The following is a 20,536-nucleotide window of genomic DNA, read 5'->3' as shown; positions in this document are numbered from 1 at the left end:
GCAGCGGTCAGCGTGGTTTTACCGTGGTCGACGTGGCCGATGGTGCCGACGTTGACGTGCGGCTTGGTCCGTTCGAATTTACCTTTTGCCATTTTATTCTTCCTTAGAACAATGATTTAAATGTAGGGACCGGCATTCTCGTGAAAGCCGGCCCGGCACAACAATTACTTAGCTTTCGAGCTTACGATTGCTTCAGTCACGTGTTTCGGAGCTTCCGAATAGTGCTTGAATTCCATCGAGTAAGTCGCACGGCCTTGCGTTGCGGAGCGCAGCGAGGTCGAGTAGCCGAACATTTCCGACAATGGTACTTCGGCCTTGATGATCTTGCCGCCACCGCCAGCAATCTCGTCCATACCTTGCACCATGCCGCGACGCGACGACAGATCGCCCATCACGGTACCGGCGTAATCTTCCGGCGTTTCCACTTCCACCGACATCATCGGCTCCAGGATGACTGGCGATGCTTTGCGGCAGCCATCTTTGAATGCCATCGAAGCGGCCATGCGGAATGCATTTTCGTTCGAGTCGACATCATGGTAGGAACCGAAGAACAGCGTGACCTTGACGTCAACAACCGGATAGCCGGCCATCACGCCCGAAGTCAGCGTGTCGCGCACACCTTTTTCAACTGCAGGGATGTATTCGCGAGGAACGGTACCGCCCTTGATCGCGTCAACGAATTCGAAACCCTTGCCCGGTTCTTGCGGTTCGATCTTCAGAACCACGTGACCGTATTGACCACGACCACCCGATTGCTTGACGAATTTGCCTTCCGACTCTTCGCAAGTTTTGCGGATCGTTTCGCGGTAAGCCACTTGTGGCTTGCCGACGGTCGCTTCAACGTTGAATTCACGTTTCATGCGGTCAACGATAATTTCCAAGTGCAACTCGCCCATACCACCGATGATGGTCTGGCCCGATTCTTCATCGGTTTTCACGCGGAACGAAGGATCTTCCTGTGCCAGGCGGTTCAGCGCCAGGCCCATTTTTTCCTGGTCAGCCTTGGTCTTAGGCTCGACGGCCTGCGAGATCACTGGCTCAGGGAAAACCATTTTTTCCAGGGTGATGATGGCCGATGGATCGCACAGGGTTTCGCCCGTGGTTGCATCTTTCAGGCCCACCGCTGCGGCGATATCGCCGGCGTGCACTTCCTTGATTTCTTCGCGCTGGTTCGCATGCATCTGCAAAATACGGCCAAGACGTTCTTTCTTGTTCTTGATCGGATTGTAGACGGTGTCGCCCGACTTGATCGTGCCCGAATAGACGCGGAAGAAAATCAGCTGGCCGACGAACGGGTCGGTCATGATCTTGAATGCCAGCGCAGCGAATTTCTCGTTGTCGTCGGCTTTACGGAAGATCGGCTGGTCATCTTCATCCATGCCTTGCACTGGCTTGATGTCCAGTGGCGATGGCAGGTATTCGATCACGCCGTCCAGCATGGCTTGCACGCCCTTGTTTTTAAAGGCGGTGCCGCACATCATTGGAACGATTTCCGATGCCAGGGTACGTTGACGCAGGGCGGCCTTGATCTCTTCTTCCGACAGATCGCCTTCGTCGAGGTACTTGTTCATCAGTTCTTCGGTCGCTTCGGCAGCAGCTTCGACCATCTTCTCGCGCCACTCGGCGGCTTGTTCAGCCAGCTCTGCAGGGATTTCACGGTAGTCGAACTTCATGCCTTGCGACGCGTCGTCCCAATACACGGCCTTCATCTTGACCAGATCGACCACGCCCAGGAAGTTCTCTTCGGCGCCGATAGGAATCTGCAGAGGAATCGGGTTGGCTTTCAGGCGAGCACGCATCTGCTCGTAGACCTTGAAGAAGTTGGCGCCGGTACGGTCCATCTTGTTCACGAAGGCCAGACGTGGCACTTTGTACTTGTTAGCCTGGCGCCATACCGTTTCCGATTGTGGCTGCACACCGCCGACTGCACAGTAAACCATGCACGCGCCATCCAGCACGCGCATCGAGCGTTCAACTTCAATCGTGAAGTCAACGTGGCCCGGGGTGTCGATGATGTTGATGTGGTGCTCAGGGAAATTGTTAGCCATCCCTTTCCAGAAGCAGGTGGTCGCTGCGGACGTAATCGTGATGCCGCGCTCTTGCTCTTGCTCCATCCAGTCCATGGTGGCGGCGCCATCATGCACTTCGCCAATCTTGTGATTGACGCCGGTGTAGAACAGCACGCGTTCGGTGGTGGTCGTCTTACCTGCATCGATGTGAGCGGAGATACCGATATTGCGGTAGCGCTCAATGGGGGTCTTGCGGGCCATAATTAATCCTAAATGAATGGACAAAACCGAGCAGCATTTTTTTGCAAAAATGAGCCCGGCCTCGAACAACAGATACTTGACAGCCGCCTTGCGACAGCTGGCTTTTTATTAGAAGCGGAAATGCGAGAACGCTTTGTTCGCTTCAGCCATGCGATGGACTTCGTCGCGTTTTTTCATCGCGCCGCCACGGCTTTCAGCCGCTTCCATCAGCTCACCGCCGAGGCGTTGTGGCATCGATTTTTCGCTGCGCTTGTTAGCAGCTTCGCGCAACCAACGCATGGACAGAGCCATACGACGCACTGGGCGAACTTCGACCGGCACCTGGTAGTTTGCACCACCGACGCGACGGGATTTCACCTCAACGAGCGGCTTGGCGTTGTTGATTGCGGTAACAAAAACTTCGAGTGGATCTTTACCCGATTTCGCTGCGATGTGCTCGAAAGCACCGTAGATGATGTTTTCTGCAACCGATTTTTTACCGGACAGCATCAACACGTTTACGAATTTGGCGACATCAGTGTTGCCGAATTTTGGATCTGGCAAAATTTCGCGCTTGGGTACTTCACGACGACGTGGCATATCAATTCCTTTCAATCTTCAGTTGAGCGCGCGTTCTTCGCACACTCGCGGACGACCATCATAGTCACCCACTTACTCGACCAGATGCGGTCGACTACATTCACTTAGTTAGTTGCCACTGAGCGAAACTTGGGTTTGCTGCTACAACTATTACTTCTTGCCTGCTTTAGCGCGCTTGGTACCGTATTTCGAACGCGATTGCTTACGGTCTTTGACGCCTTGGGTATCCAGAGCACCGCGAACCATGTGGTAACGAACACCTGGCAAATCTTTTACACGACCGCCGCGCAGCAGAACAACGCTGTGCTCTTGCAGGTTGTGGCCTTCACCGCCGATGTACGAAATAACTTCGAAACCGTTGGTCAAACGCACTTTGGCAACTTTACGCAGAGCCGAGTTAGGCTTCTTTGGAGTCGTGGTGTAAACACGTGTGCAGACGCCACGTTTTTGCGGGCTGTTTTCCAGCGCCGGCGATTTGCTCTTCACGGTCAAGGCGACGCGTGGATTGCGAATCAATTGATTGATGGTTGGCATCGTTATAAATCCAACAAAAAACTACGATTAATAACCCGGACATTGCTGCCCGGCGACTAAAACCTCGTCCCGCCTTTATCGTTCCACACCGGAGGCGCCTGCAGCCACTCGACTGGGAGCGGCTGAGAAATTCCAGGTAACACGTAAACGATGTGCAGAATAAAATCGAGAACTCGCTAGTTTAGACCTACTGTTACAGGGGGTCAATCAGTTTACGGCTTTTTGCTATAAAAAAGAGCAAAGTAAACGGGTGTTCGTGGCATTTACGCCAATTTTTCCGGCGCATGGCCCGCTGGCGTCGTGATGGCGGGCTCCATGTTGAACGACCGCAAGATGGCAAAAGGAATGATAATAGCGGACATTTTTTCGCTGCCGCCCCGCCGCCACCCCTTATGCGCTCCTTGTTTCACCCTGCCGGCGCCAGCCTGGCCAACGCCTTCCTGCTGCTGACCTACGCCTTGCTGACCGCCGTGCCCTTTTTGCCGGTGTTGCTGGGACGCACGCCCGAGCATCCGTGGCAACTGCTCACGTTCGAGCTGCTGGCCTGGCTGGCAGTGTGGAGCATCTTCCAGCGCCCGGCGTATTTTCACTGGCTGCTGGTACCCGCCTTCCTCGCCCTGCCGACCGAACTTTACCTGTTCGTGTTTTATGGCCAGGGCATCTCTACCCACCACCTGGGCATCATCTTCGAGACCAGCCCCAAGGAAGCGATGGAATTTTTGGGCCAGAAGGTGTGGCTGATGGGCGCCGTGATGCTGGGGGTTATTCTGTGGTGTTTGCTCAGCTGGTATGCGGCCACGCGCACGCGCAGCCTGGACTGGCGCGGCAAGACGCGTCCGGCCGCCATCGCCGTGCTGCTGCTGCTGGGCGCCAGCTGGTGGTATGGCCATGAATTCGGGATTGCCGCCGGCGCGCCGCCGGTTTCGGCTTCGGCCTCGGCCAGCAAAGAGGAAGCCGGCATCGAGGGTGCCGATGACACCGGCCTGGACTGGCCAGCCCTGCCGCGCTCGATGCGCCTGCCCTACAGCCTGGAGACCGTCAGCGGCGCCTGGCCCTTCGGCCTGATGGCGCGCGGCGTCGATTTTTACAAGGAACGCCGCTACCTGGCAGAACTGGGCGACAAGAGCAACCGCTTTACCTTCGGCGCCCACCAGCAGGACCCGGACACGCAGCCGGAAGTGGTGGTGATGGTGATCGGCGAATCGTCGCGCTACGACCGCTGGAGCCTGAACGGCTATGCGCGCGAGACCAATCCCCTGCTCAAGCAGGAAGACAACCTGGTGCCGCTGACCGACGTCATCACGGCCGTCTCGGCCACGCGCCTGTCGGTGCCCGTCATCGTTTCACGCAAAAAAGCCACCGAAAGCCTGAAGGCCGGTTTTTCAGAAAAATCGTTCCTGTCGGCCTACAAGGAAGCGGGCTTCAAGACCTACTGGCTGTCGAACCAGATCTCGTTCGGCAAGTTCGACACGCCCGTTTCCGTGTTTGCCAAGGAAGCCGACGTGGTGCAGTTCCTGAATCTGGGCGGCTTTACCAACAGCTCGAACTTCGACCAGATTCTGCTCGACCCGCTGAAAAACGCGCTGGCCGACCCGGCGCCGAAAAAGCTGATCGTGCTGCACACCCTGGGCAGCCACTGGAACTACAGCCAGCGCTATCCGAAAGAGTTCGACAAATGGCAGCCGTCGCTGTTCGGCGTCGACAAGCCGGTCTACACGGATACCGCCATCAAGCCGCAACTGAGCAACAGCTATGACAGCTCGATCCTGTACACCGACTGGTTCCTGTCGCAGGTGATCGGCACGCTCAAGGACGACGGCGAACGCACGGCGCTGCGCAGCTCGCTCCTGTATGTGTCCGACCACGGCCAGACCCTGTACGACGGCACCTGCCGCCTGGCCTTCCACGGCCACAACACGCAGTTCGAATTCCACGTGCCCTCGTTCGTCTGGTACTCGCCGCAATTCGCGCTGCGTTACCCGGACAAGGTAAAACAGGTACGCCGCCATCAGAAGTCGAAACTGTCGACCGAAAACATGTTCCACACCCTGCTCGACCTGGGCGACATCCGCTACGCCGGCGAACAGCCCGAATGGAGCATCGCCAACGCCAGCTTCAGGCAGCACAAGCGCTATGTCGACAGCTACGGCTGGACCGACTACGACAACGCCACCCTGCGCGGCGACTGCCGTGAAGTGATCGGCAAGGGCGCGCCGCTGAAACAGCAGAAGTAAGCGGCTCAGGCAGCGTGCAGCACGCCCGAACAGTCGGCCGGCTGCGCCATATGCGTGCTGAGCCAGTCGAACACCCTGCCCGCCTTGTCTTCGATACCGCTGCCGAAACCGCGTTCGGCCAGCAGCGCGATGCCGTTGGTTGCCTGCAGCACGCCGGGCGCCAGCAGCAAGGCGCCAGTGGCATCGCGCTGCACACACCACGGCGCCAGGCAGTCTTCCAGCAGCGGCGCGAGCACCAGGTTGTGCGAGGACACGATCACCAGATGGCGCGCCGCCAGCGTATGGAGCACGGCGGCGGCAGCCGAGATCGATTCGAGGTGATTGGTGCCGCGGAAGATCTCGTCGATGATGAACAGCGCCGGTTCGTCGCTATCGGCCAGCGCCAGCAGTTCGCGCGCGCGGCGCAGTTCGGCCAGGTATAAACTCTCGCCGCCGGCCAGCGAGTCTTCGCTCTGCATGCTTGAATACAGCGGCAGCAGCGGTACGCAGGCTGCGCGGGCATAACAAAAGCCGAACGCGCGCGCACACACCAGATTGAGGCCCAGGGTACGCAGCAGCGTGCTTTTACCGATGCCGTTCTGGCCCGAGACAAAGGCGCCACGCGCGTCCAGGGTCAGCGACAGCGGCACTGCCGCCGGCAGCAGGGGATGGCATACCTGCTCAAGCAGCAACTGGCGTGCCTCGCCAGGCGCTGTCTGCGCCCAGCAGAACTGTTGGCGCGCCTGCAGGTGGCGCGCCAGCGCCAAGTCGGCTTCCAGGTCGGCCACCTGCAAAAAGCTGTTGCGGAAAACGTCAAGCTGGCGCAGCAGCACCATGCGGCTGCTGAAGTAGCGCCGTACATCGCCCAGCATGAACCAGTCCTCATATTCGGACAGCAGGGGGATCATCTTGATCCAGCGGATCGGTGCAAGCTGCCGGTGCAGGCGGCCAGCCTTGCGTGCGTCGTCCAGCCACCCTTGCGTAAAGGGCGTATCGAGCGCGCCGAGGCGCTCATGCGCCAGCAGCAATTGCTGCAGTGTCTGCACGCTGCGCTGCCAATGTTTGCAGCGGTCATGGAACTGCACCTGCAGCAGTATCAGCACCACCCATGCGGCCAGCACGCCGAACCAGGCCAGCGGCGCAAACAGCAAGGCCGCCGCCAGCGACAGCAGCAGCGCCAACGTCGGCAACAGCAGCAGCCGGCGCCACCACGGCGGGGACGCGATCTGCTGGCCAAACAGCGGCGCGCTGACTTCCCTGTCGACCGTGCGCAAGCCGCGCATGGCGTACTGCAGGCGCGCCATGTCATCCGGAACGGTCAGCAAGGCGCGCACACGCTGGCGCGAGTGCCCATCGGCGACGCCACTGGCCAGGCGCTGGTGCAGGCGCTGCTGGCCAAAGATGCTGGTCTGCGCCGCCAGCATGTCGCTGTAGTCATCGAGCATCATCTCGTCCCAGGTTTGCGCGTCGATCAGCGCAGCACCTCCTTCCAGGCCGGCAAGCATGGCGATATCGCTGCGCGCAAACGGATAGTCGAGTTCGGCCGGCTCCGGCAGGCTGGCCAACTGGCGCAACCAGCCGGGCAGGCTGGCAAAAAAGGCAGGCTTCGTGTCAAACGGTGTCATGGCTCTCCAGGGCAAGGGACGCTGCGCACGCAGCGCATGGCATCGCTGGCACACATCAGGACGATTGTCAGATTATCAAGAGCAAATAAACAGCAGCAAGGTGCAGCGGACACTGCGGACACGCACGGACAGCGGACAGCGCCATGGCAATCCATACAAATCAATGACTTAACACCTGGCACGGTTCGTGCACTACAGTCATCATTCCTTTCTTTGTGATTGCCATGATCCGCGACACTTCCCATCAAGACGCCGTTATCGCCGCCCCCAAGGGCCAGCTCGGCAAACGCCGCCTGCTGATCGCCGCAGGCGCTCTCGCCTTGCTCGCCTGCGCCTATGCCGCCTTCCACAGCTGGCGCGGCAGCGAACACTCGGTCAACGCCAGCCGGCTGCGCATTGCCGAGGTCACGCGCGGCACCCTGGTGCGCGACGCCGCCGTCAATGGCCGCGTGGTCGCCTCGATCAGCCCGACCCTGTATTCGACCACGGTGGCCACCGTCACCCTGAAGGCCAAGGCCGGCGACACGGTAAAAAAAGGCGACATCCTGGCGGTGCTCGAATCGCCCGATTTGTCCGACGCCCTCAAGCGCGAACAGTCGAGCGTGCAGCAGCTCGAAGCGGAAGTGGCGCGCCAGCAGATCCTGGCCAAGAAACAGAAACTGCTGGCAAGGCGCGAAGCCGATACGGCCGAAATCGACCGCCTGTCGGCGCAGCGCACGCTGGAGCGCTACGAAAGCGTGGCGCAGGTGGGCATCATCGCCAAGATCGATTACCAGAAGGCGAAGGACGCCTTGAATTCGGCCGAGATCCGCAGCAAGCACGCCTCGCAGGCGGCCGGCCTGGAAAGCGAAGACGTGGCGCTGGCCCTGAAGACCAGGACCAATGAACTCGAACGCCAGCGCCTCAGCCGCGACAACGCCCAGCGCCGCGTCGACGAACTGACGGTGCGCGCGCCCGTCAACGGCTTTATCGGCACCCTGTCGGTGGCCAACCGCAGCGTGGTGCAGGCCAATACGGCCTTGATGACCCTGGTCGACCTGTCGCAGCTGGAAATCGAGCTGGAAGTGCCGGAAACCTATGTGGCCGATATTGGCCTGGGCATGCGCGCCGAGATCGAGGTGGCCGCCGTCAAGGCGACCGGAAAATTGTCTGCACTGTCGCCGGAAGTGGTCAAGAACCAGGTGCTGGCGCGCGTGCGCTTCGATGGCGCGCAGCCGGCCGGCATGCGCCAGAACCAGCGCGCCACGGCGCGTTTGCTGATCGATGAAAAACCAAATGTGCTGATGCTGGCGCGCGGCCCGTTCGTGGAAGCCGAAGGCGGCCGTTTCGCCTATGTGGTGCGCGACGGCGTGGCCGTGCGCACGCCGATCCGCATGGGCGCGACCAGCGTGTCGGCGGTCGAGATCCTCGGCGGCCTGCAACAGGGCGACAAGGTGGTCATCTCCGGCACCGAAAACTTCGAGAACGCCGCGCGCGTCTCGCTCAACTGACTTTTATTCCCCTACTTTTCAAGAGGCTCCCCATGCTGCGCATGCAAAACCTGAGCAAGGTCTACCGCACCCACCTGATTGAAACGCACGCCCTGCGCGGCTTCGACATCCATGTGCAACAAGGCGAATTCGTCACCGTTACCGGCCCTTCCGGCTCGGGCAAGACCAGTTTCCTGAACATCGCCGGCCTGCTCGAAGAATTCACCGACGGCCAGTACATCCTCGACGGCGTCAACGTCGAGGGCATGGACGACAACGCCCGCTCGCGCCTGCGCAATGAAAAGCTCGGCTTCATCTTCCAGGGCTTCAATCTGATTCCCGACCTGTCGCTGTTCGACAATGTCGACGTGCCGCTGCGCTACCGGGGCTTCAACCGCGCCGAACGCAAGGAGCGCATCGAAGACGCGCTGGCCAAGGTCGGCCTGGCCTCGCGCATGAAGCATTATCCCTCCGAGCTGTCGGGCGGACAGCAGCAGCGCGTGGCGATCGCGCGCGCGCTGGCCGGCTCGCCCAAGCTGCTGCTGGCCGATGAACCGACCGGCAACCTCGACACGCAGATGGCGCGCGGCGTGATGGAACTGCTGGAAGAAATCAACGCCCAGGGCACCACCATCCTGATGGTCACGCACGATCCGGAACTGGCGCTGCGCAGCCAGCGCAATGTGCACATCATCGACGGCCAGGTGTCGGACCTGGTACAGCAGGAAGCGTCGCTGGCCGGCAGCCGCGCCGTCCACGCCTGAGGAGAGCCCATGCTACGCTACTACTTTTTGCTGGGCCTGCGCAGCCTGCGCCGCAACCCGGCCCTGACGGCGCTGATGGTGCTGACCCTGGCCATCGGCGTGGCCGCCAGCGTGTCCACGCTGACCATCCTGCACGTCATGTCGGGCAATCCGCTGCCGCACAAGAGCGACCGCCTGTTCGTGCCGCTGCTCGACAATGGCTCGCTGTCCGGCTACACGCCCGGCAACAAGTCCGGCGACAACCAGCTCAGCTACCGCGACGCCGTCAATCTGCAGAACAGCAAGATCGGCGAGCGGCGCAGCGTGATGTATGGCGTCGGCGGGCCGGTCGAGCCGGCACGCAAGGATATCGGCGCCTTCACCAGCCGCGGCCTGGCCGCCTACCGCGATTTCTTCGCCATGTTCGACACGCCGTTTCGCCATGGCCAGCCATGGAGCGCGGCCGACGACGCGGCCGGCGCCGATGTGGTGGTGCTGTCGCGCAAGCTGGCCGAAAAACTGTATGGCGACGCCAACCCGGTCGGCCAGCGCATGACCTTACTGGGTTTCCCCTACCAGATCACGGGCGTGCTCGATACCAGGGAGCCGGTGCCGCGCATCCACCGCATCATCGGCAGCGGCGCGTTTGGCAACGACGATGAATTCTTCATTCCGTTTACCAGCGCGATCCGCCACCAGACCACGCATGACGGCAGCATGAGCTGCGACGGCGACCGCGCGGCTGGCTACCAGGGCACGCTCGATTCCGAATGCACCTGGCTGCAATTCTGGTTCGAGATGGCGCATGACGGCCAGCGCGGTGAGCTGCAAAGCTACCTCGACAGCTATGCGCAGGAACAGCGCAAACTGGGCCGCCTGAAGCGCAATGCGCCCAATCAGCTGTTCAATATCGACGAGTGGCTGGCGCACCTGAACGTGGTCGGCAACGACAACCGCCTGTCGGCCTGGCTGGCCTTCGGCTTCCTGGCGCTGTGCCTGGTCAATACCGTCGGCCTGCTGCTGGCGAAGTTTTCCGTGCGCGCCGCCGAAGTGGGCATCCGCCGCGCGCTGGGCGCCTCGCGCGCCGATATCTTCCGCCAGTTCCTGCTCGAAACCACCGTCATCGGCCTGGCCGGCGGCGTGCTCGGCTTGCTGCTGGCCTACGGTGCGCTGGCCCTGATCGGCATGCAGTCGCGCCAGCTGACGGTGGTGGCCCACATGGACTGGCAGATGCTGTGCCTGACCTTCCTGGTCTCGGTCGGCGCCGCCATCCTGGCCGGCCTGCTGCCCACCTGGCGCGCCTGCCAGGTGACGCCGGCGATGCAGCTCAAGTCGCAATAAACCTATCCTACAATGAGACCGATCATGGAAATTCGTCCCATCCTGTCTGCGCTGATGCGCAGCAAAACCGGCGCCATCCTGGTGGCCATGCAGGTCGCACTGAGCCTGGCCATCCTGGCCAATGCGCTGCACATCGTCAACGTGCGCCAGGAAGTGGCGGCCCGGCCCAGCGGCGTGGCGGCCGAGCACGAGGTGTTCAGCCTGCTGGCGCGCAATATGCGCCCGGCCGGCCATAACGAACAGCTGGCACTGCAGAAGCGCCAGGCGGCCGTGCTGCGCGCCGTGCCCGGCGTGGTGTCGGTGGCGCAGGTGAGCCAGATACCGCTGTCGCGCAGCGGCAGCACCTCGGGCATGTCGGCCAACCGCAGCGACCAGAAAAACACCATCCCGACCGCCGTCTATATCACGCCCGATTCGCTGATCAAGACCTGGGGCTTGCAGCTGGTGGAAGGACGCGATTTCACGCCCGGCGAAATCGCCGAAATCGACCAGAACGTGACGGAAGAATTTCCGCCGCAGGTCATCATCACACGCGCGCTGGCCAACAAACTGCATCCCGGTGGCGGCAGCATGCTGAACCAGCCGGTGTTCCTGGGCAGCGGCGTCGGCGCACAGCAACTGCAGGTGGTCGGCGTGGTGGAACGGCTGCAGACGCAAGGCGCCGAGACCGGCCAGCGCGGCGAGTATTCGATGCTGACGCCAGTGCGACTGACAGGCGACAGCGATACCCTGTTTAGCGTGCGCGCCGAAGCGGGCCAGCGCGACCGCGTGATGAAAGACGCCGAACAGGCCATCCGCGCCGCCTCGCCCGGCGACGTCATCGTGCGCGTGCGCACGCAGGACGAAGAGCGCGACAAGCGCTACCGGGCCGACCGCGCGCTGTCATGGATGCTGATCACGGTCTCGACCCTGCTGCTGCTGGTGACGGCCAGCGGCATCGTCGGCATCGCCAGCCTGTGGGTAACGCAGCGCAAGAAGCAGATCGGCGTGCGGCGCGCACTGGGCGCACGGCGCATCGATATTTTGCGCTATTTCCTGACCGAGAATTTCATGATCACCAGTGCCGGCGTGGCCGCCGGCGTGCTGCTGGCGCTGGGCCTGAATCACCTGCTGGTCAGCCAGCTGGAAATGGCGCGCCTGCCACGGGGCTACCTGCTGGCCGGCGCGCTGGTGTTCTGGTTGCTCGGCGTGGGCGCGGTGTATGGCCCGGCCTGGCGCGCGGCCAGCATTTCGCCGGCCACCGCCACCCGCAGCACCTGACTATGACGTGCATGACAATGTTATGCTGCGCGCATGCCTACCGTACTGATAATTGACGACAACGCCGCCGTGGCGATCGCGCTCGACGTGCTGTTTTCCCTGCACGAGATCGACGCCGTGCGCGCCGCTTCGCCCGAAGAAGGACTGGCGCTGCTCGAACGCCATGCTATCGACCTGGTGGTGCAGGACATGAACTTCACGGCCGACACCACCTCGGGCGAGGAAGGCGTGACGCTGTTCCATGCGATCCGCGCGCGTCATCCGGATTTGCCGGTGATCTTGCTGACGGCGTGGACCCAGCTCGATGCCGCCGTCGAACTGATCAAGTCGGGCGCGGCCGACTACCTGGCCAAGCCCTGGGACGACCGGCGCCTGGTGGCCAGCGTGCAGAACCTGCTGGAACTGGGCCAGGCCAGCCGCGCCTTGCGCGAACGCGTGGTGGCCGAACAGCGCCAACGCCACGCGCTGGAAGACGCGTATGATTTGCGCGGCATGGTGTGGCAGGACGCGGCCACAGAACGCGTGGTGCACCTGGCCTGCCAGGTGGCGCGCGCCGACGTGCCGGTGCTGATCTCGGGGCCCAATGGCAGCGGCAAGGAATGCATCGCCGCCATCGTGCAGGCCAATTCGCTGGTGGCCAATGGCCCCTTCGTGGTGCTCAATTGCGGCGCCGTGCCGGTCGACCTGATCGAGGCCGAACTGTTCGGCGCCGAAGCGGGCGCCTATACCGGCTCGACCCGTGCGCGCGACGGCAAGTTCGATGCGGCCGACGGCGGCACGCTGTTTCTCGACGAAATCGGCAACCTGCCGCTGGCCGGGCAGATGAAGCTGTTGCGGGTGCTGGAAACGGGCCGCTTCGAGCGCCTGGGATCGAACCGCGAACGGCAAGTGAAGGTGCGCGTCATCAGCGCCAGCAATGCCGACCTGCCGGCCATGATCCGCGCCGGCACCTTCCGCGAAGACCTGTTCTACCGCCTCAACGTGATCGAGCTGCGCTTGCCGCCGCTGGCCCAGCGTCCGGCGGATATCCTGGTGCTGGCGCGGCATTTCCTGGGCAGCGACAAAACCCTCGACGCGCAGGCACAGGCAGCCTTGCTGGCGCATGGCTGGCCCGGCAATGTGCGCGAACTGAAAAACGTCATGCAGCGCGCCAGCCTGCTGAGCGCCGGCAATGTGATCCACGCGCCGGAGCTGGGCTTGCCGGCCGCGCCCATCGCGCCCTCGGCGGCGCTGGAACCGGACCGCGACAGCGTCATCGAAGCGCTGGCGCGCGCGCAGGGCGTGGTGGCCCAGGCGGCGCAGGAACTGGGCCTGTCACGCCAGGCGCTGTACCGGCGCATGGAACGGCTGGGCATCGCGCGCGGCTGATGGCGTCCGCGACCATGCGGCTCTCGCTGCTGACGCGCTGGACCGCGCTGGTGGCCACCCTGCTGGTGCTGGGGGTGGCCATCGCCCTGCTGCTGGCGCATTATTTTCCGGGCCAGCCGCTGCTGGTGCTGGGCGCCACACTGCTGTGCGTGCTGCCGGTGGCGATCATCACCATCCGCGCCCAGCTGCAGGCGATGCTGTCGCTGTTTCGCGCCTTGTCAGGCACGGTGGCCAGCTACCAGGATGGCGACTTCGGCTTCAGCCTGCGCTGGCCGCAGAACGATGAACTGGCCGACCTGGTGGCGGCCCACAATGCGCTGGGCGACGTGCTGCGCAAGCAGCGCCTGGACCTGGTGCAGCGTGAACTGCTGCTCGACACCATGGTGCAGAACACCCCCGTCGCCATGCTGCTGGTGGCCGAAGGCAGCGCCATCGTCTACGCCAACCTGGCCGCGCGCCAGCTGCTGCACCACGGCCGCCGGCTCGAAGGCCGCCAGCTGGCCGATATCGTGCGCGAGGCGGCGCCGGCCCTGGCCGAAGCGCTGGCGCGCGGCAATGACGGCCGAGTTGATACCTTATTCTCCAGCGGCGAAGGAGAACAGGAAGAGGTGTATCACCTGGCCCGGCGCAGCTTCAGCCTGAACGGGCGCAAGCATGAACTGCTGCTGCTGCGCCAGCTGACGCTGGAGCTGCGGCGCCAGGAAGTGCAGACCTGGAAAAAAGTCATTCGCGTCATCAGCCATGAGCTGAACAATTCGCTGGCGCCGCTGGCCTCGCTGGCCCATTCGGGCGCGGAACTGGTGCGGCGCGGCCAGACCGAACGCCTGCCGCAAATCCTCGCCACCATCGAGGAACGCACGCGCCACCTGGAAAGCTTCATCCTCGGCTATGCGCGCTTCGCCAAGCTGCCCACGCCGCGCCTGGCCAGCTGCCCGTGGCCGCCGTTCCTCGACAGCCTGGCGGCGCAGGCCGTCTTCACGCTCGACTGCGAGCCACCCGCGCAGCCGGCCATGTTCGATGCGGCGCAACTGCAGCAGGCCTTGCTCAACCTGCTGAAAAATGCGCTGGAATCGGGCTCGAAACCCGATCAGATCGGCCTGCATGTCAGCCTGGCGCAGGGCATGCTGCGCATCGAAGTGCGCGACCGCGGGCCGGGCATGAGCGGCGCCGTGCTGGAAAACGCGCTGGTGCCGTTTTATTCCACCAAGCGCAGCGGCACCGGCCTGGGGCTGGCGCTGGCGCGCGAGATCGCCGAGGCGCACGGCGGGCGCATCACATTGTCCAACCGCGACGGCGGCGGCCTGGCCGTGGTGATGATACTGCCGGCTGCTACACTGGCGCCATGACCATCGAATTTACCTCCCTCACCAACGCCGCCTTCAGCCATCCCGGCCATCCGCCGGCCACCATCACGCAGCACCGCGGCATCCGCTACATGCACCTGGGAACCAAATGGGTGCAGGGCGCCATGCGCCTGGACAAACCCGACGCCATCGAACTCGAATACGTGCAGATGATGATGATGTGGATGCTGTTCAAGCCGGAACCGAAACGCATCGTGCAGCTGGGCCTGGGCAGCGCCGCACTGACCAAGTTCAGCTACCGCCGCTTTCCCGACGCGACCGTAACGGCGATCGAACTGAACCCCAACGTGATCGCCATCTGCGGCGCCCAGTTCGCGCTGCCGCCGAACGACGCGCGTCTGGACGTGCGTGAAATGAATGCGCTCGACTTCGTGCTCGATGCGGCCAACCATGGCACGGTCGATGTGCTGCAGGTCGACCTGTATGACGAGGAGGCGCGTGGCCCGGTGCTCGACACGCCGGAGTTCTATCAGGCCTGCTGCGACTGCCTGACGGACGACGGCATCATGTGCACCAATGTGTTCGGCGACTTTCCCAACTACGACAAGAACCTGCAGGCGATGGAACTGGTGTTCGACGCCGTGGTATGGGTGCCGGAACTGGAAGACGAAAACATCGTCGTGCTGGCCTTTAAAAAATCGCCTTTGCTCGATTTCAGCGAACTGTACGAACGCGCCGCCCTGATCAAGAAGCAATACAATCTGCCGGCCAAGAACTGGGTCAACGGCTTGAAGCAATGGATGCTGGACCAGCAATGAATCTCTTTCCTTAACAAACATGGAGCAAACGATGACGATCAAGCGAGTATTCCTGGCCGCCGCCCTGGGCGCGGCAATGACCATGGGCGGTGCGGCGATGGCTGCCAAAGCGGATAACACCGGCGACGACGCAGCCCTGAAAGCGGCGATTGCCGGCAGCGCGCGCACGCCAGCGAACGCGGCGCGCGATGGCGCCCGCCACCCGTATGAAACATTGACCTTTTTCGGCATCAGGCCGAACATGACGGTGGTCGAACTGGCGCCGGGCGGCGGCTGGTACACCGAGATCCTGGCGCCCTACCTGCGCGCGCAGGGCAAGCTGATTGCCGCCGGCAGCGATCCGCAGGGCAGCGAAGGCGCGCGCCGCAGCGTGGCCCGTTTCCAGCAAAAACTCGACGCCAACCCGGCGGCTTTCGACAAGGTGGAAATCGGCGCCTTTGCGCCACCGACCACCTACCGCATCGCGCCGAAAGGCACGGCCGACATGGTGCTCACCTTCCGCAATATCCACAACTGGATCCCGGTCGGCGAAGACGGCTTGAAGGTGTTGTTCGGCCAGGTGTACGACAGCCTGAAACCGGGCGGCGTATTCGGCGTCGTCGAACATCGCCTGCCGGCAAACAAGGTGCAGGACGCCAAGGCCAGCAGCGGCTACATGCATGAAGCGTATGTGATCAAGCTGGCCGAAAGCGCCGGCTTCAAACTGGCCGGCAAATCGGAAATCAACGCCAATGCCAAAGACACGGCCGACCATGAAGGTGGCGTCTGGGCACTGCCGCCCACCTATGCCAACAAGGATGTCGACCGCGCGAAATATGAAGCGATCGGCGAGAGCGACCGCATGACCTTGAAGTTCGTCAAGCCATAAGGAAGAAGGCGGCGTGCCGGCCTGGCGCGCCACCCGTTTCAGGCCGCAGTGATGGTGTTACAGGTAGATGCCGTACACGCCGCACAGGCGGTTGACCAGGTTGCACTGGCCTTGATCGCCATCCTCCACGCACGAGGTGTAGGCTGATTCACAGGTCTCGCGCGATGGCAGGGCATACGCGGACGAGCAGACGGCGCCGGCAAAACCGACGGCAGCGCAGAAGACGAAGACGGCTTTTTTTACATTGATCATTTTTATCCCATTCCCAAAAAGTTCAAGCGTTGGAAGACCATTGAAAACCATTGAAAAGACAAAAACACCAGCCACCAGAAACCGTCTGTCGACAGACGCATTTTGTGGTGCAAATAAATAGTACCACCATGAAACATTAAAAAATAAGCAAACCAATAAAACAAGATAAGCTTTCTTTTTTAGTATCTTTCAAGAAATAAAAATCGGTCAGGGCGAAAAAAAACCGCAGCACAGGCTGCGGTTCGATGGCATTGAGCCAAATCGTTTATTCTTTTTTTGCAGCCGCCTTGACCGGCACCAGGTTCAGATCCTGGAAGTCGTAGCTGAAGTCGGTTTCTTCCGAAATCGGCTCCATCTTCACGCGGTCGATGCTGCCGTCCGGCTTCAGCGAAAACGTCACGTAGGCGTCGGCGTTGAAGTTGCGCTCTTTCCAGCGCACGATAAAGGTATCGTGCTGCCAGTGTTCCAGTTCGCCCGTCAGGTCCGGCGTGCGGGTAAAGCTCAGGATATGCTTCTTGCCCTGCGGCGCGATCACCACCTTGCCATACCAGGCGTCTTCATACTCGCCGTCATACGATGCCAGCGGCAGCGAAGGCTGCGATTTTGCCGCGCGCGCGGTGGACGCCTTGCCCTGCTTTTTGACTTCTTCCGCATGCATGTCCTGCTCCACCTTCGATACCAGGCCGATCCAGTCCGACGGCGCGACATTGAGGTAATGGTCGACGATGCGCCACTGCAGCGCCGTCATCGAGCCGCCGTTTTCCGCGTTGGTCAAAATTGCCACGCCCAGTTTGGCCTGCGGCACCATCAGCACGCGCGAATAAAAGCCCTGCAGCGCGCCACCGTGCAGCGCTACTTTCATGCCCTGGTAGTCGCGCAGTTGAAAACCCAGGCCATAGGCGCTGAAGTTCGGCTTGGTGGCGGCCAGCGCCGGTTTCGGTTCGCCGATCTTGACCGGGGTTTGCGCCGTCCACAATTCATTGGCCTGCTTTTCGCTGAACAGGCGCGCTTCCTTGCCGTCCTTGTCCTGCACGCCGGCGATCTTGCCGCCGTCGAGCAGCGCCATCATCCATTTGGCGATATCTTCGGCGTTGGTGTTGATGCCGACCGCGCCGACCGCGTTCGGTACCGGCATCGACTTTACGGCGGCGACCTTGCCGTTGATCTTGCTGTGTGCGCTGGCGACGTCGGGATTGCCCGCGTTTTCCGCCAGGCTGGTGGTGGTGCCGGTCATGCCCAGCGGCGCCAGGATGCGCTCGTGCATGGCCTGGCCCCAGCTCTTGCCGGTCTTCTCGGCGATGATCTTGCCGGCCACGATATACAGCAGGTTGTCGTAGGCGTAGCTGGCGCGGAAACTGGTGGCCGGGCGAATATAACGCAGCTTTTCGATGATCTCGTCGGTGGTAAACGTGGTGGTCGGCCACCACAGCAAATCGCCCGCGCCCAGGCCCAGGCCACTCCTGTGCGTCAGCAGATCGCGGATGGTCATTTCGCCGGTCACGTAGGAATCGTGCATCTGGAAGCCGGGCAGGTGTTTCGTGACCGGATCATCCCAGGCCAGCTTGCCTTCGTCGACCAGCATGGCCAGCGCGGCGGCCGTGAAGCCCTTGGAGTTGGACGCCACTTCGAACAGCGTCTTGCCGTCCACTGGCGCCGGCTCGCCGAGCTTGCGCACGCCGAAACCGGTGGCGGCGATGACCTTGCCGTCCTTGACGATGGCGATCGCGATGCCGGGCACATCGAAGGTTTTCAGGGCGCTGTTGACATCAGTTGCAAGGTCAAACGCAGGCGCCGCTGCAGCCACTGCGGCAGGCGCGGCAGGCGCCTGGCCGGCGGCCAGCACTGGCAGGGTCACGCTGGAAAACGCCAGCACGATGGCGGCGGCGAGGGAATGCATGGAGAGGTGGATTTGCATGGATATCTTGTCAGGTTGGTTCAATGTACTTGTGCGGCCATCAATTTGTCGACGCTTTCCTGCGTCACCGGATGGTAGCGTTCGCGTGCCTTGGCATACACGTCCTTGGCCCACTGCTGGCCCTGCGGCGTCTTCATCAGCGCGCCATACAGCGGCACCACGAACTTCTGGCGGCCCACGCTCATCAGGAAGGTTTGCAGCGGCGCACTGACGTCATGGCCGGCATTGACTGAAGCGAGATAAAAGCGGTACGCCACTTCATTGTTGCCGCTCTTGCCCACGCCATAGATGTCATCCAGTTCACGCAACTGCGCGGCACTGGCGCGGCCATTGATATCGTTCAAAAAATGCATCGATTCGATGGCAACCCATTTGTCCATGCCCAGGTCCTTGGTCGACAGCGTTCCCTTCAGCCACGCATCGCGGTGCTGGTCGAGCAGCGCCAGGCGCGGCGACACCACCGGCTTGGCGCTGGCCGGCACGCCGGTGCCATACAGCCAGTCGCTCAACTCCGCTTCCGGCATCACCCCAGGGTGCTGCGCCAGCAGATTCTTGCGCAGGTAGGCGATGAACTGGTCGGTCGTCACGCTCTGGAACGCATGCTGGTCGAACCAGCCGCGCAGGAAGGTATCGAACACTTTGCGACCGGCGCGCTGCTCCATGGTGGCCAGGAACCAGGCACCCTTCGGGTAGATGATGCCGTCGTCGGTATAGGTTTCTGCGGGATTGGCGTCGGCGTCGCGCGTGACCAGCGCCGTTTTGGCGGCCGGCAGTTGCTTGACCGAGGCGGCCAGTTCTTCCTGGTCGACCTGCACGCCCATCTGCGCCACCTCGCTGCCGTACAGCTGCTCGACGATGCGGGTGGTGACGTAGGTGGTAAAGCCTTCGTTGAGCCACATGTGCTTCCACGACGCGTTGGTGACCAGGTTGCCCGACCACGAGTGCGCCAGTTCGTGCGCGATCAGGTCGACCAGGCTGCGATCGCCGGCGATCATGGTGGGGGTCAGGAAGGTCAGGCGCGGGTTTTCCATGCCGCCGTAGGGGAACGATGGCGGCAGCACGATCATGTCGTAGCGTCCCCAGCGATATGGGCCATACAGGGACTCGGCCGCCTTGATCATTTTTTCGGTGTCGGCCAGCTCGTATTCGGCGGCCTTGATGCGTGGCGGCTCGGCATACACGGCCGAACGCGGACCGAGTTTCCTCACTTCCAGTTCACCAATCGCGATCGCCAGCAGGTAGGACGGAATCGGCTGCGGCATGCGGAAAGTCCAGCCGCCTTTGCCGGTGGCTGTTTCGTCATTCTCGGCGCTCATCACCACGCGCATGCCGGCGGGCGCCTCAATGCGGGCGCTGTAGGTAAAGCGCACGGCCGGGGTATCTTGCGACGGTACCCACGAACGCGCGTTGATGCTTTGCGACTGGCTGAACATGAAGGGCAGCTTGCCCGACATGGTCTGCTGCGGCGTGAGCCACTGCAGTGCGATGGCGCCCGGCGCCGTGTGGTAGTACACGCGCACTTTTCCCGGCTGGCCAGTGGTGGTGATGCGCAGCGCCTGGCCTTTCTCGGCATCGAGCGCATCGAGCTGGAACGGCGCCATCTGCCACGCGCCGCGCCGGTCCTGCACCTGCACTTTGGCGATCGACAGGTCGCGCGTATCGAGCACCAGGGTGCGCGCGGCCGGGTCTATCCATTTCAGGGTCAGCTCGGCGTAGCCCGACAGCGTCTTTTGCGTGAAGTCCGCTGTCAGGTCCAGCTGCAGGTCGCGCGTGCGCACCTGGTCGTAGCGCGCATAGCTCAAGGGGTCGGCGTGCGCGGCCAGGCTGGCCTGGCACAGCAGCGCGCAGCCCAGGGCGCGCAGGAAAGTCATCGTTTGCATGGTCGTCTTTTGAATGATTTGCGAAAGCCCCGAACATGGTGGCCGGGGCGTCGCGCAGAATAGCACTTCCGGCAGGAGCTGGCAGAAAAAGCGCCGG

Annotated in this window: 17 protein-coding genes; 9 read left to right on the top strand and 8 right to left on the bottom strand. The window is 62.3% G+C overall.

Annotated features, from left to right (window positions below; all coding sequences use genetic code 11):
- The 4 genes from AC0Z42_RS29020 to rpsL all read right to left on the bottom strand — a co-directional run.
- Positions 1–92, bottom strand: a 92-nt coding sequence (locus AC0Z42_RS29020; protein ID WP_005434227.1) for a GTP-binding protein, incomplete at its 3' end; no start/stop codon positions are given.
- 72 nt (positions 93–164) lie between these two features.
- Complete coding sequence (gene fusA / locus AC0Z42_RS29015; protein ID WP_485471528.1) at positions 165–2,270, bottom strand: elongation factor G; 2,106 nt, start codon at positions 2,268–2,270, stop codon at positions 165–167.
- 108 nt (positions 2,271–2,378) lie between these two features.
- Entirely contained in the window at positions 2,379–2,849 is a 471-nt protein-coding gene (gene rpsG / locus AC0Z42_RS29010) for a 30S ribosomal protein S7 (protein ID WP_065310159.1), read from the bottom strand.
- 150 nt (positions 2,850–2,999) lie between these two features.
- Positions 3,000–3,383, bottom strand: coding sequence for a 30S ribosomal protein S12 (rpsL, locus tag AC0Z42_RS29005; RefSeq protein ID WP_010394376.1), 384 nt, complete (start codon positions 3,381–3,383; stop codon positions 3,000–3,002).
- Positions 3,384–3,775: 392 nt separating this feature from the next.
- Between rpsL and AC0Z42_RS29000 the strand changes: the two genes are divergently transcribed.
- Complete coding sequence (locus AC0Z42_RS29000) at positions 3,776–5,617, top strand: phosphoethanolamine transferase (protein WP_485471527.1); 1,842 nt, start codon at positions 3,776–3,778, stop codon at positions 5,615–5,617.
- Positions 5,618–5,622: 5 nt separating this feature from the next.
- On the opposite strand, the gene AC0Z42_RS28995 is transcribed toward AC0Z42_RS29000, so the two are convergent.
- Positions 5,623–7,221, bottom strand: a complete 1,599-nt coding sequence (locus AC0Z42_RS28995; RefSeq protein ID WP_485471526.1) for a MutS-related protein — start codon at positions 7,219–7,221, stop codon at positions 5,623–5,625.
- Between the two features lie 224 nt (positions 7,222–7,445).
- On the opposite strand from AC0Z42_RS28995, the gene AC0Z42_RS28990 reads away from it, so the two are divergent.
- Genes AC0Z42_RS28990 through AC0Z42_RS28955 form a run of 8 tightly spaced genes read left to right on the top strand, consistent with a single transcriptional unit; the run spans position 7,446 to position 16,392 of the window.
- A complete protein-coding gene (locus tag AC0Z42_RS28990) occupies positions 7,446–8,711 on the top strand; it encodes an efflux RND transporter periplasmic adaptor subunit (RefSeq protein WP_485471525.1) in 1,266 nt (421 codons plus the stop codon).
- A gap of 32 nt (positions 8,712–8,743) precedes the next feature.
- Positions 8,744–9,454, top strand: a complete 711-nt coding sequence (locus AC0Z42_RS28985) for an ABC transporter ATP-binding protein (RefSeq protein WP_485471524.1) — start codon at positions 8,744–8,746, stop codon at positions 9,452–9,454.
- A 9-nt stretch (positions 9,455–9,463) separates the two neighbouring features.
- Entirely contained in the window at positions 9,464–10,774 is a 1,311-nt protein-coding gene (locus AC0Z42_RS28980; RefSeq protein WP_485471523.1) for an ABC transporter permease, read from the top strand.
- A gap of 24 nt (positions 10,775–10,798) precedes the next feature.
- A complete protein-coding gene (locus AC0Z42_RS28975; RefSeq protein ID WP_485471522.1) occupies positions 10,799–12,034 on the top strand; it encodes an ABC transporter permease in 1,236 nt (411 codons plus the stop codon).
- A 33-nt stretch (positions 12,035–12,067) separates the two neighbouring features.
- Positions 12,068–13,402 carry a sigma-54-dependent transcriptional regulator gene (locus tag AC0Z42_RS28970; RefSeq protein ID WP_485471521.1) on the top strand — a complete coding sequence of 445 codons (1,335 nt, stop codon included), beginning with the start codon at positions 12,068–12,070 and terminating at the stop codon, positions 13,400–13,402.
- A gap of 14 nt (positions 13,403–13,416) precedes the next feature.
- Positions 13,417–14,748 carry a sensor histidine kinase gene (locus tag AC0Z42_RS28965; protein WP_485471520.1) on the top strand — a complete coding sequence of 444 codons (1,332 nt, stop codon included), beginning with the start codon at positions 13,417–13,419 and terminating at the stop codon, positions 14,746–14,748.
- Complete coding sequence (locus AC0Z42_RS28960; RefSeq protein ID WP_485471519.1) at positions 14,745–15,524, top strand: spermine/spermidine synthase domain-containing protein; 780 nt, start codon at positions 14,745–14,747, stop codon at positions 15,522–15,524. The genes AC0Z42_RS28965 and AC0Z42_RS28960 overlap by 4 nt, the downstream gene beginning before the upstream one ends.
- A gap of 31 nt (positions 15,525–15,555) precedes the next feature.
- Complete coding sequence (locus AC0Z42_RS28955) at positions 15,556–16,392, top strand: class I SAM-dependent methyltransferase (protein WP_485471518.1); 837 nt, start codon at positions 15,556–15,558, stop codon at positions 16,390–16,392.
- Positions 16,393–16,449: 57 nt separating this feature from the next.
- Here AC0Z42_RS28955 and AC0Z42_RS28950 read toward each other — a convergent pair whose 3' ends face one another.
- From AC0Z42_RS28950 to AC0Z42_RS28940, 3 genes are all read right to left on the bottom strand, one after another.
- Entirely contained in the window at positions 16,450–16,644 is a 195-nt protein-coding gene (locus tag AC0Z42_RS28950) for a hypothetical protein (RefSeq protein WP_485471517.1), read from the bottom strand.
- Between the two features lie 265 nt (positions 16,645–16,909).
- The gene (locus AC0Z42_RS28945) at positions 16,910–18,559 is read right to left on the bottom strand and encodes a serine hydrolase (RefSeq protein WP_485471516.1); all 1,650 of its coding nucleotides are present in this window, start codon (positions 18,557–18,559) and stop codon (positions 16,910–16,912) included.
- Positions 18,560–18,579: 20 nt separating this feature from the next.
- A complete protein-coding gene (locus tag AC0Z42_RS28940) occupies positions 18,580–20,439 on the bottom strand; it encodes a M1 family metallopeptidase (protein ID WP_485471515.1) in 1,860 nt (619 codons plus the stop codon).
- Between the last annotated feature and the right edge of the window lie 97 nt (positions 20,440–20,536).

This window comes from Janthinobacterium sp. 1L-D-8-B-C4 (genome assembly GCF_057291295.1).
Note: the sequence above shows the minus strand (reverse complement) of the source record. Positions and strands in the feature narration are given on the sequence as shown.

What these genes read in the sequence shown, in the direction of transcription:
- fusA (WP_485471528.1), bottom strand. Translation starts at nt 2,270, where the DNA reads ATGGCCCGCAAGACCCCCATTGAGCGCTACCGCAATATCGGTATCTCC.
- rpsG (WP_065310159.1), bottom strand. Translation starts at nt 2,849, where the DNA reads ATGCCACGTCGTCGTGAAGTACCCAAGCGCGAAATTTTGCCAGATCCA.
- rpsL (WP_010394376.1), bottom strand. Translation starts at nt 3,383, where the DNA reads ATGCCAACCATCAATCAATTGATTCGCAATCCACGCGTCGCCTTGACC.
- AC0Z42_RS29000 (WP_485471527.1), top strand. Translation starts at nt 3,776, where the DNA reads ATGCGCTCCTTGTTTCACCCTGCCGGCGCCAGCCTGGCCAACGCCTTC.
- AC0Z42_RS28995 (WP_485471526.1), bottom strand. Translation starts at nt 7,221, where the DNA reads ATGACACCGTTTGACACGAAGCCTGCCTTTTTTGCCAGCCTGCCCGGC.
- AC0Z42_RS28990 (WP_485471525.1), top strand. Translation starts at nt 7,446, where the DNA reads ATGATCCGCGACACTTCCCATCAAGACGCCGTTATCGCCGCCCCCAAG.
- AC0Z42_RS28985 (WP_485471524.1), top strand. Translation starts at nt 8,744, where the DNA reads ATGCTGCGCATGCAAAACCTGAGCAAGGTCTACCGCACCCACCTGATT.
- AC0Z42_RS28980 (WP_485471523.1), top strand. Translation starts at nt 9,464, where the DNA reads ATGCTACGCTACTACTTTTTGCTGGGCCTGCGCAGCCTGCGCCGCAAC.
- AC0Z42_RS28975 (WP_485471522.1), top strand. Translation starts at nt 10,799, where the DNA reads ATGGAAATTCGTCCCATCCTGTCTGCGCTGATGCGCAGCAAAACCGGC.
- AC0Z42_RS28970 (WP_485471521.1), top strand. Translation starts at nt 12,068, where the DNA reads ATGCCTACCGTACTGATAATTGACGACAACGCCGCCGTGGCGATCGCG.
- AC0Z42_RS28965 (WP_485471520.1), top strand. Translation starts at nt 13,417, where the DNA reads ATGCGGCTCTCGCTGCTGACGCGCTGGACCGCGCTGGTGGCCACCCTG.
- AC0Z42_RS28960 (WP_485471519.1), top strand. Translation starts at nt 14,745, where the DNA reads ATGACCATCGAATTTACCTCCCTCACCAACGCCGCCTTCAGCCATCCC.
- AC0Z42_RS28955 (WP_485471518.1), top strand. Translation starts at nt 15,556, where the DNA reads ATGACGATCAAGCGAGTATTCCTGGCCGCCGCCCTGGGCGCGGCAATG.
- AC0Z42_RS28950 (WP_485471517.1), bottom strand. Translation starts at nt 16,644, where the DNA reads ATGATCAATGTAAAAAAAGCCGTCTTCGTCTTCTGCGCTGCCGTCGGT.
- AC0Z42_RS28945 (WP_485471516.1), bottom strand. Translation starts at nt 18,559, where the DNA reads ATGCAAATCCACCTCTCCATGCATTCCCTCGCCGCCGCCATCGTGCTG.
- AC0Z42_RS28940 (WP_485471515.1), bottom strand. Translation starts at nt 20,439, where the DNA reads ATGCAAACGATGACTTTCCTGCGCGCCCTGGGCTGCGCGCTGCTGTGC.